General features: G+C 72.2%; 6 protein-coding genes and 1 pseudogene. 2 read left to right on the forward strand and 5 right to left on the reverse strand.

Annotated features, from left to right (window positions below):
• A pseudogene (locus G4D87_RS28725) lies at positions 1-466 on the forward strand (hypothetical protein); the annotation flags it as partial.
• 3 nt (positions 467-469) lie between these two features.
• Positions 470-1003 (forward strand): hypothetical protein, encoded by a 534-nt coding sequence (locus G4D87_RS28730; RefSeq protein WP_163785902.1) that lies wholly within the window; start codon positions 470-472, stop codon positions 1001-1003.
• A gap of 13 nt (positions 1004-1016) precedes the next feature.
• Here G4D87_RS28730 and G4D87_RS28735 read toward each other — a convergent pair whose 3' ends face one another.
• The 5 genes from G4D87_RS28735 to G4D87_RS28755 all read right to left on the reverse strand — a co-directional run bounded on the left by G4D87_RS28735 (position 1017) and on the right by G4D87_RS28755 (position 8245).
• Positions 1017-1787: a hypothetical protein gene (locus G4D87_RS28735; protein WP_163785903.1), complete on the reverse strand. Its 771-nt coding sequence runs from the start codon at positions 1785-1787 to the stop codon at positions 1017-1019.
• Positions 1784-2734, reverse strand: a complete 951-nt coding sequence (locus G4D87_RS28740; RefSeq protein ID WP_205507759.1) for a hypothetical protein — start codon at positions 2732-2734, stop codon at positions 1784-1786. The genes G4D87_RS28735 and G4D87_RS28740 overlap by 4 nt, the downstream gene beginning before the upstream one ends.
• Before the next feature lies 1 nt (position 2735).
• A complete protein-coding gene (locus G4D87_RS28745; RefSeq protein WP_163785905.1) occupies positions 2736-4268 on the reverse strand; it encodes a pilus assembly protein in 1533 nt (510 codons plus the stop codon).
• The gene (locus tag G4D87_RS28750; protein WP_163785906.1) at positions 4247-5056 is read right to left on the reverse strand and encodes a TadE/TadG family type IV pilus assembly protein; all 810 of its coding nucleotides are present in this window, start codon (positions 5054-5056) and stop codon (positions 4247-4249) included. Before G4D87_RS28750 ends, G4D87_RS28745 begins: the two co-directional genes overlap by 22 nt.
• 144 nt (positions 5057-5200) lie before the next feature.
• Positions 5201-8245, reverse strand: a complete 3045-nt coding sequence (locus G4D87_RS28755; protein ID WP_205507760.1) for a helicase-related protein — start codon at positions 8243-8245, stop codon at positions 5201-5203.
• Between the last annotated feature and the right edge of the window lie 124 nt (positions 8246-8369).

The following is an 8369-nucleotide window of genomic DNA, read 5'->3' on the forward strand; positions in this document are numbered from 1 at the left end:
GCCCCGCCCGAAGAAGGTGAAGGCCGCCGCGCCCGCGCCCTTCCACCCGGGGACGCCCTCGGGCGAATTCGTGGAGGCCGCCTGGCGTTACCTGGAGGACGACGAGAAGACGCGCACGCGCCTCACCCATGCCTTCGAAAACCGGCAGGACGCGCTGCTGGGCGCGCTTGACGCGGCGGCGCTCACGGACGAAGGATATGGCGTCGCCCGCCACCTGCTCCTCGAGCTGTACGCCATGCTGGAGTTGGGCTGGCCGCCGGGACTCACGTCCATCAATCCGGCGGTGCTGGAGGCGGACACGGAGGCCCCGCCAGTGCCTCAGCCGCTGAAGGACCACGCGGACGAGGCGCTCTTCGAGGCGGAGCAGGACGAGGAGCAGCCCCTGTCCTCCCAGGAACTGGAGGTGGTGCGGCGCCTCGTCCATCGCGGACTGGCGGCGCTGTGGGGCGCTCGCAAGGAGAGATGAAGGATGGCCGACGAAAAAAAGCGCTCCAAGAGCTGGCGCGAAATCGACGCGGGGCGGGGCAAGGGCAGCAAGTACACCTCCCGCCAGGACGACCCCGCGCAGCAGAAGCTGGAGCGCAGCGCGAGCTACCAGAAGTACAAGGCCGCCGCGGACGCGCTCTTCACCGGCGGCGAGCTGCCCGAGGGGCTGGCGAAGACGTTCGACCCTGAAGGCAAGCGCAAGGCCCAGAAGCAGGCCATGCAGAAAGTCACGGAGTCCGACACGCGCGCCGACTGGGTGAAGGCCGTGGTGGACTACCTGGAGAAGTACCCGGAGCTGCCCGAGGACGCGTACTTCCTCGACAGCCTGCTGGACCACCCGCGCGAGCGCATCGTCGACAAGGCGTTGGCGAAGCTGGAGCTGCTCGGGGAGGAAGGCAAGCTGAAGACCAAGGTGCCGCAGAGCCTGGACCAGCGCCTGAAGTCCGTCGAGCTGACGAGCATGGACCCGGACATGCAGGGCCGCGCCAAGGCGCTGCGCGACAAGCTGCGCGCCTGAGCGGCGTGGGGCTTCAGCGAGGCGTGGCGGCGGGCCCGGGCGGCGGCGGCGGCGCGCTCCGTCCGCCGCGGTACACCAGCACCACGGCCCGCTGGTGGGCCTCGCCCGGCTCGTGGACCACGCGCAGCTCTTCGCCCGGGCGCACGTAGAAGGACGTCTCCCCCTCCTCCAGCCGCCAGCCCGCGCGCGTGAGCGCCTGGGCGTAGAAGGCGTCCACGGCCTCGCCGGACAGGGGGACGTGGAAGGCGAGCGTCCGGGAGCTCTCGCTGTTGACGCGCAGCACCTGGCTGGCCTGGGGCGGCATGGGCGCGAAGTCCCCCGCCGCCGCTGGGTCCCTGCGCAGGGCGTGGTTGGCCTCACCCAGGTACATCATCGTGGTGCGGTCCGGCCGCGGCTGGAAGATGACGGTGTAGGTGATGCCCCGGTGCCCGTCGATGGCGGTGAGCATCACCGCGCCGCTGGCGAGCTGCGGCTGCTCATGCCCCGGCGGCACGTGCAGGCCCGCCTGGAGGAAGGCGTCCGCGAAGCGCTGCACCAGGTCATCCATCCGCTCCTTCGCGTGCACGGCGCGCAGGGCGACGGGGATGCCCCCGGCCTCGACGATTTCATTCGCCTGGACGGTGTCGATGACCTGCACGCGGGGCCAGGCGAAGCGGGGCCGGGAGGCAGCCTCGGGCGGGGCCGGAGCCGTGGCGGGTGCCTTGCTCGCCGCCGTGCCCTGGGCCGCCACGGGCGCCGCGCCGAGCAGGCACGCCGTGACGAGCAGCCCCCGGCGCCACGTCACCGCGGCACCCCGAGCCAGTGGTTCGCCCGGCCCACGTTGTGTGAGCGGATGTTGGGCGCGTCGAAGGGCGTCACCTCCCAGCGCGTCTGGCCGCCAGCGTGCGTGGCGCCGAGGTTCTCCTCGTAGTTGGCCTCCGCGCCGCGGAAGCTCATGAAGAACTGGTCCTCGTTGACGCCGTCCGAGCCGGTGAGCGCCGCCAGCGCGGAGCCGGCGTTGCCACCCGCGCCGTTGGCCCGGTACACGCGCTGCGTCCACTCGTAGTAGTCCGGGTTGGCGCACCGGCTCGCGCCATCGGTGTTGAGCGCGCAGGAGCGGCCCTCCGCCGCGGTGCCCAGGCCCCAGTCATCCAGCAGCATGCCGAAGCGCGCCGTGCAGCGGCCACCCGAGGCGCGCCCGGCGGCGCACACCGTGAAGGCATCCGCGGCCCGGCGCTGGGCCACCTGGAAGAACCCCTCCCGGCCATCCTCCAGATAGCGGCCAATCCGGACGCCGCGAATGCGCGAGGACGCGGTGCACCCCATGCCCTGCGTCCCCATGGCGATGGTGCCGGCCAGGCTCGGGTCGGCGTCCGCCATGGTGAGCCCTGGTACGCCCCCGGGAAGCTCCGGGCGGCAATCCACCTGGATGGGCTGCGCGCGGGCAATGGCCTGCTGGACGGCCACGCCCGTGCCGCCCATGCGCCGACGTCCGTCGAAGTCCACGTAGCGGCCGTTGGCCTCCGCCTCGGCGGCGAGCACCGTGCCCCGCCGGCCCCATTCGTTGTCCCGCGGGTCGTGCATCACGCGGCCGGTGGCGTTCCACAGCGCGAAGTTGGCGGCCTCCTGCACCTTGAGCGTCAGCGCGCCCACCTCGGCGAAGTAGATGCCGAAGAGCAGGATGGTGACGAACACCATCGTCCCCAGCGCCGTCTCCACCAACGACTGGCCTCGTGCGTGGCGAGCCCTCATGTCAGTAGCTCCTCTCGCTGGGGCCACCGCCCCGGTAGCCCACGGAGTGCAGCTCGCGCAGCGCCCGCGCGTGCCCGGAGAAGCCCGCGGCGGACAAGCTGTCCGCGGGCCGGTCATCCCGGGCGCCCTCCGCGCTCACCAGCGTGGCGCGCCAGAAGGGGTTGAGGAAGTTGGGGGGCTCGCGCCACCCGCCCCCCTGCCCCGCGGGCCGGTGGTAGTAGACCTGCCCCGCGGAGAGGGCCACCTGGTTGCGGTGCACGTCCTCGCGGCCCGTGGGGCGGATGCGGCCCAGCGGGCTGCTGTTGTCGAACTCTGTTTCAGTCCCCGCGAAGCGGAAGCGGAAGAAGAGGTTCCAAGGGTCCGGGCGGGCCCGGCGCGCCGCGCTCGCGTAGTCCCGGTACAGCAGGCTGTACAGCTTGGGCTGGCCGTAGTGGTTGGCCGCGCCGGCGTGCAGCTCTTCCACGTTGTAGCCAATGGAGTAGGGCCAGATGCCGGGGCACACGACGCAGGCGCCCAGCGTGTGCGTTTCGTAGGGCGGCGTGCCGTCCTCCGGCGCCTGGCCCGGGGGCAGGCGCGCGCCGTAGACATGCTGGTCCTCGTGCGTCTGCTCCTCGTCGGACATCACCCACGCATCCGTCGCGATGGGCGGCGCCGAGGGCGCGGTGGGGCAGCGCGTGGGGATGACGACGCGCCCGTGGTCATGCGCCGTCGAGTTGCGGCCCGACACGGTGTGGTACGACGAGGGGTCCATCTGCGCCACCGAGCCGTAGCGGCGGAACGCGGTGGAGACGGCGGCGCCGCCGGTGCCGAAGCTGGCGGTGCCTCCCGGCCGGTTGTGGACCCACGTCCACCCCATGCTCCCCATGGTGGCGTTGAGCGCGGGGCTGCCGCCGCCCGAAGGGCACAGCGTCCCGTCCCCCACGCCGCAGCTGTAGGTCCCCGCCTTGATGGACGCGATGACCGCGTCGCGCTCGGGGACGTCGTTGCCCCCGTTGAGCTCGGAGAAGCTCTTGGCCGCGCCCGCGGCGGGCGCCTGGAGCTCCGGGTTGACCGCCTGCGCGACGCGCCGGGTGAGCTCCTGCCCCGCGATGTGCTCGCTGAGCAGCTTGCCGTAGATGTTGAGCCCACCCCGGAACATGTTGCCGGCCCGCCCCTGGAGCTGCTGCACCTGCGTGGCGGCGGCCGCGTCCGCGGCGAACCACACCGGCGGTGGAATGGCGCCGGGGCAGGCCACGTCGTGCGCCGCGTAGGCCTGGCTGCTGTGGCTGATGAGCGACTGGGTGCCGGCCATGGCCACCATGTGCGCCACCTGGGCGCGGTTCATCACCGCGATGGCGTTGAAGGCGCGCGCGGTGGCCACCGCCTGGCTGTAGGCGGCCGCGTCCGCGGCCATCTGGATTTCGACGCGCTCCTTGGCGCGCATGCCGAAGCCCAGTGTCATCAGCACCATCAACGCCAGCAGCAGCAGCGTCAGCGCGAACAGCACCAGCGCCTGACCTCGCCGCGAGTGCCTCACGAGCCGTGGAGATTGCACGCGGGACCTCCCATGAAGTGCTCGGCCATGACGGGCGTCATCATCCGCATGGCCGCGTTGACCTGGATGGGGAACACGAAGTGCCCCTCGTCGCTCCAGCGCACCATGCGGGTGCCCAAATCGCCGCCGGGCCAGCCGTCGCGTCCCAGCGAGGCGCTCGTCTCACCCCACCACGCGGAGCGGCGCTGCACCGGCATCAGCGGGTTGGCCGCCGTGTAGCGCCGGAGCCGGAAGTGGGCCAGCAGCATGCGGCTCATCACCCAGTTCGCGAAGGGGATGCGCATGTAGTACCAGGCCACCATGCGTATCTCCAACGTGCGGGCCCGCAGCGCCCCCGCGTTGTCCGTGGGCTGGTCGAAGAGCAGGTCCTCGCCGCCCGTCAGCGCCTGCGCCCAGCCCGCATCCGGCGACTCCCGGACGATTTCAACCAACGGCTCGTTGAAGTCGCGCCCGTAGGAGCTGCGCACCCGGAAGTGGTTGTGACGCCGCGGGGAAAAGGCCGCCGCCAGGGTCTCCGCGCTGTCCGTGCGCGCCACCGTGGGCAGCATCGTCACCAGCGCCGCGTGCATCATCGGCAGGCAGTTGCCGTGGTTGATGCTGCCCGCGCGCACCGCCCGGTACGCGGCCACCTGCGCCAGGATGCGGGCCTGGAGCATCATGAAGAGCTGCAGCGTCCCCAGGACCAGGAACACCACCAGGGGAAGGGTCAGCGCCGCTTCCACCGCGGCCTGTCCCGACTGACGTCGTGTACGTGGGGTGCCTCGGTGGATCATACGAGCCTCCACCATCCTATTTCTCGTTGATTGAGGAATCGGTCAAATGGCCCGCCAGGCTGAAGACGCGCGATTTCACTCAGAGAACAAAAGCCGTAATTCATGAAGTCCTTGCAACACGGCATCGCGCGTCCACAGGCGGACAATTGACGGGGCGCCTCAGCGGTTGAGGACGAAGCCGCAGGCGGAGTCGAGCACCACCTTGGCGCCCGCCAGCGCGTCCAGCAACCGGGCGTAGTGGCCACGCTCCGCCTCCAGCTGCGCCTCCACGGCCTCGGTGGAGAGGCCCTGGTGTCCCAGGGACAGGCGCAGGCGGGCCACGGCGGCGTCGCGCTCGGCTTCAATGGCCTTGCGCGCCCGGGTGGCCAGCTTCGCCAGCTCCGCCTCGGCGGCCTGCTGGCCCACGGGTACCGCCGCGTCCACGAAGTCCGCGAAGCCCGGGAAGGCGCGCGCCACCTCGTCCCCCTTGAGCGAGCGTCCCTCCGTCTCCAGCGCGGGCAGCAGCGCGGTGTCGGCCTTGGGGCCCCCGGCGCCGTCCACCACGGCCACGTGCAGCAGCGTGCGTTCCAGGAAGCGCGCCAGCTGGCGGCTGGGCACCCGGGCGCCCGGGGACGTGTCCTCCGGCTCCGGCAGCTGGGCGTGGAAGAGCAGCTCCACGCCGCGCCCCTTCTGGGGGCCGCGCCGCTCGATGAAGCGGAAGGCGCTGCGCCCGTAGGGGCCGTCCCGCAGGAAGCCGAAGAGCGCCTCCACCAGCGGGTGGCCGGTGGCGAAGTACTCCAGCTCCTCCGCCTCCACCGCGGTGTCGCGCCAGAAGGTGCCCAGCCGCGTGTGGTCCTCCATCACGTCGATGCCCGGCAGCCCGTCCACCTTCAGCGCGTGGCCGAACTGGAAGGCCACCTGGAAGGCCTCCACCTGCTCGTCGGTGTCCACGCCGATGCCCACCCGGCGCGCCAGCTCCGTCACCGTCTCCTCCAGCCGCTCGTCCAGGTCGCGCGCGATGCCCCACAGGCCATCCTCCACGCCGGACGCCCCCGCCTCACCGTCCTCGTCGGCCTCGATGCCCATGCGCTCCTGGGCGCGCTTCACCAGGCGCTCCACCGCGGGCCGGTCGAAGCTGCGCACGTCCAGGAGCGGGTCATAGGCGCGCTTCACCTGCGCGCGCGCCGCCTCCACGCGGGCCTTCAGCTCCTGCGCGTAGGCCATGCGGGCCTCGCGCGGCATCAGCGCCAGCTCGGCCAGCCGCGCCTCCACCTCTTCCAGCACCGCGTCCAGGCCGCCCACCGTCTCGCCGAAGACGCCCACCGCGTCCGCCAGCAGCATCAGCACGTCGGAGGCCAGCGTGCCCGCAGGGTCGAAGACGTGAATCTCCACCGGGTGCGTCTGGCCAATGCGGTCCAGGCGGCCAATGCGCTGCTCCACCGTGGCCGGGCTCCAGGGCAGGTCGTAGTGCACCAGGTGGTGCGCGAACTGGAAGTTGCGGCCCTCGCCGCCGACCTCGGTGCACAGCAGCACCCTGGGCCCCTCCGGGTCGCGGAAGCGCGCCACCTGCCGGTCGCGCTCCACCAGGGGCAAATCCCCGTGGTAGCCCAGCGCCTCCACGCCCTCGCGGCCCAACTCGGCCTGGAGCGCGTCCAGCGTGTCGCGGCTCTCCGTGAAGACGAGCACCTTCGCCCCAGGCTCCGACGTCCAGACGCCGCGGAGCACGCCCAGGAAGGCGCCGAACTTCGCGTCGCGCGACGCGAGCCGCAGCGCCTCCGTGTGGCCCTTGAACACGGGGTTGGCGCGCACGGCGCCCGCGAAGGCGGCGGGGCTGGACTCCAGCCGGCGCAGCACGTTGCCCAGCGGCGCGCCGCGCAGGCTGGCCCCGGCGAGCACCGCCAGCGCGGCGTCGCGGACCTTCAGCTCCTCGGCGGGCAGCGTCACCGGGTGGCGGTGCAGCCGGCGCGTGGAGAAGCCGCCCACCACCGCGCGGCGGTTGCGCACCAGCCTGTCGCTCAGGCTGTACGTCTCCGCCAGGTGTTGCAGCAGCGCGTCCCGGTCCTTCAGCGTGGACAGCTTCGCGTCCTCGGGGAAGCGCTTCGCCAGCACCTGCACCGCCGCGGACGGCTTGCCCCCCTCCATCAGCGCGCGCACCGCGGCGGACAGCTCCTCCTGGCGCTTGAGGCGCTCCTCGAAGCCCGCGACGGTGGGCGCCGTGGCCGCGTCGATGAGGGTGAGCAGGCCGTGGTACTCCGCCGGGTCCAACTGCATGGGCGTGGCGGTGAGCAGCAAGAGGCCCCACGTGTTCCTCGCCAGCACCTGCGCGGCCTCGAAGGCGCGCTCGCCCTTGAGATGGTGCGCCTCGTCGATGATGACCAGGTCCCAGAAGGCGTCTTCACCGGCCAGCGCGCGGCGGTGCTCCTCGCTGCGCTGGAGCAACTCCAGGCTCGTCACGACCAGCGGGAAGCGCGCCCAGGGAGACACCTCCGGCGCTTCCTTCAGGGACTGCGCGTAGCGGTCCGAATCCATCAGCGTGAAGAGCTGGTTGAACTTGTGGAACAGCTCCACCAGCCACTGCACGGTGAGGTGGCTGGGCGCCACCACCAGGCAGCGGCGCGCCAGTCCGGACAGGCGCAGCGCGCTGAACACCATGCCCGCCTCAATCGTCTTGCCCAGGCCCACCTCGTCCGCCAGCACGAAGCGCGGCCGGCTGGCGGACAACACGCGCTGCACCACGCCCACCTGGTGCGGCTTCACCATGATGCGGCTGGCCAGCAGCGCGCCCAGCGCGTCACAGCGGCGCTCGTCGTCCAGCACCAGCGCCTGCTTGCGCAGCGTGAAGGCCCGCGCCTCGCCCACGCGGCCCTCGCGCAGGGTGGACAGCAGGTCGGAGCGGGGCGGCAGCGCGCGCAGCGAGGACTCGGGGAGCTCGTCCTCCTCGTCGGTTTCCACGTAGCGCAGCACGTAGCGGCGCAGGCCGCGCGCCCCCGGCTCCTCGCGCACCACCAGCGCCAGGCGCCCCTTGTAGGTGATGACCGGCTCACCGGGAGGCAGCGGGTACTGCACCAGGGCGCCCCCCTTGGTGGACACCAGCACCGGGGCGTCTTCCCGGGCGGGGAAGGCGACGAGCGCCTTGGCGCCCTCCTCCTGCAGCGACAACAGATGCCCCACACCCCATTCGGGCTGCGGGAGGTAGCGGACCTTCGAACCTTCGACGAGAGACATGGAACGTCCGCTCATAACCCCCCGTCTGGACGAAGGCCATTCCATGACGGCCGCTCGTGACGGCCTTCTTGGCGGACACAGCGCACTGGGGAGGCCCCCCGCACCGCGCCGCCCAGGCCCCCCT

The organism is Myxococcus vastator (genome assembly GCF_010894475.1).
Lineage (GTDB): Bacteria > Myxococcota > Myxococcia > Myxococcales > Myxococcaceae > Myxococcus > Myxococcus vastator.

Excerpts from the sequence above, each read along its gene's own strand:
- G4D87_RS28755 (WP_205507760.1), bottom strand. The coding sequence starts at position 8,245 with ATGTCTCTCGTCGAAGGTTCGAAGGTCCGCTACCTCCCGCAGCCCGAA.
- G4D87_RS28750 (WP_163785906.1), bottom strand. The coding sequence starts at position 5,056 with ATGGTGGAGGCTCGTATGATCCACCGAGGCACCCCACGTACACGACGT.
- G4D87_RS28730 (WP_163785902.1), top strand. The coding sequence starts at position 470 with ATGGCCGACGAAAAAAAGCGCTCCAAGAGCTGGCGCGAAATCGACGCG.
- G4D87_RS28740 (WP_205507759.1), bottom strand. The coding sequence starts at position 2,734 with ATGAGGGCTCGCCACGCACGAGGCCAGTCGTTGGTGGAGACGGCGCTG.